The sequence below is a fragment of the Trinickia terrae genome (assembly GCF_005144415.1).
Taxonomy (GTDB): Bacteria; Pseudomonadota; Gammaproteobacteria; order Burkholderiales; family Burkholderiaceae; genus Trinickia_A; species Trinickia_A terrae.
Map to the genome: position 1 here is coordinate 1 of NZ_SWJE01000041.1, position 900 is coordinate 900.

At 64.8% G+C, this 900-nt stretch carries 1 protein-coding gene; it reads left to right on the top strand.

All coding sequences use genetic code 11. The annotated features are described in order from the left end of the window. A partial coding sequence (locus FAZ69_RS32960) for an MFS transporter (protein WP_136899649.1) occupies positions 1 to 891 on the top strand: 891 nt, incomplete at its 5' end. Between the last annotated feature and the right edge of the window lie 9 nt (positions 892 to 900).

The window sequence follows — 900 nt, forward strand, 5'->3', positions numbered from 1 at the left end:
TGGGTCTCATGCGGCTTCACGGGCGGGGCAATCGCCGGAGGGTTGCTCTGCGCAAGCCTGCTGCCTTCGATGGGCTGGCGCTCGGTGTTTTTCGTTGGGGGGATATTGCCGCTTGTCATCGCGATTGCGATGGTCCGGTATCTGCCGGAATCGCTCCAGCTGCTGGTGCTCAAGCAGCGCAGCCCGGAAAAGATTGCGCAGTGGCTGGGGAAGATCGCGCCGGATCTGCGCATGGGACCGGAGACGCGCTTCGCCGTACGCGGGCAGACGCACACGAAGGCCTCGGTTGGAGAGCTCTTTCGCCATGGCCGCGGCACGATGACGTTGCTGCTATGGGGCGTCAACTTCGCGAATCTGCTGGACCTCTTCTTTCTATCGAACTGGCTTCCGATGCTCTCCCTGCGGGTCGGCCACGGTGTGTCGACGGCCGTGCTCATCGGCACGTCATTGCAGATCGGCGGAACCGCGGGGGCGCTGCTGATGGGCCCGTTGATGGACCGCTTCGGCTTCTATCGGGTTCTCACGATCGGCTTTCTGACGGCGACGTTTTCGGTGGCATGCGTCGGTTTGCCCGATCTGTCGACGCAACTGCGCTATGCCGTGGTGCTGATCAGCGGGGTCTGCATCGTGGGTGGACAGCCTGCACTCAACGCGCTGACCGCGACACGCTATCCGACCGCGCTTCGGGCAACGGGCGTGGGCTGGAGTCTGGGGGTCGGCCGGGCGGGTTCGATCATCGGTCCGGTGGTGGCGGGGCAACTGATCAAACTGCAGTGGTCGAACACGGCGTTGTTCTTCGCGGCCGCGGTGCCGGCACTGGCGGCGTGTCTGATGCTTGTTTGCCTCAGACGGGTTGAGGGCGCACGCCAGGCTGACTGCGTCGAGTGTTAGCGGGGGGGC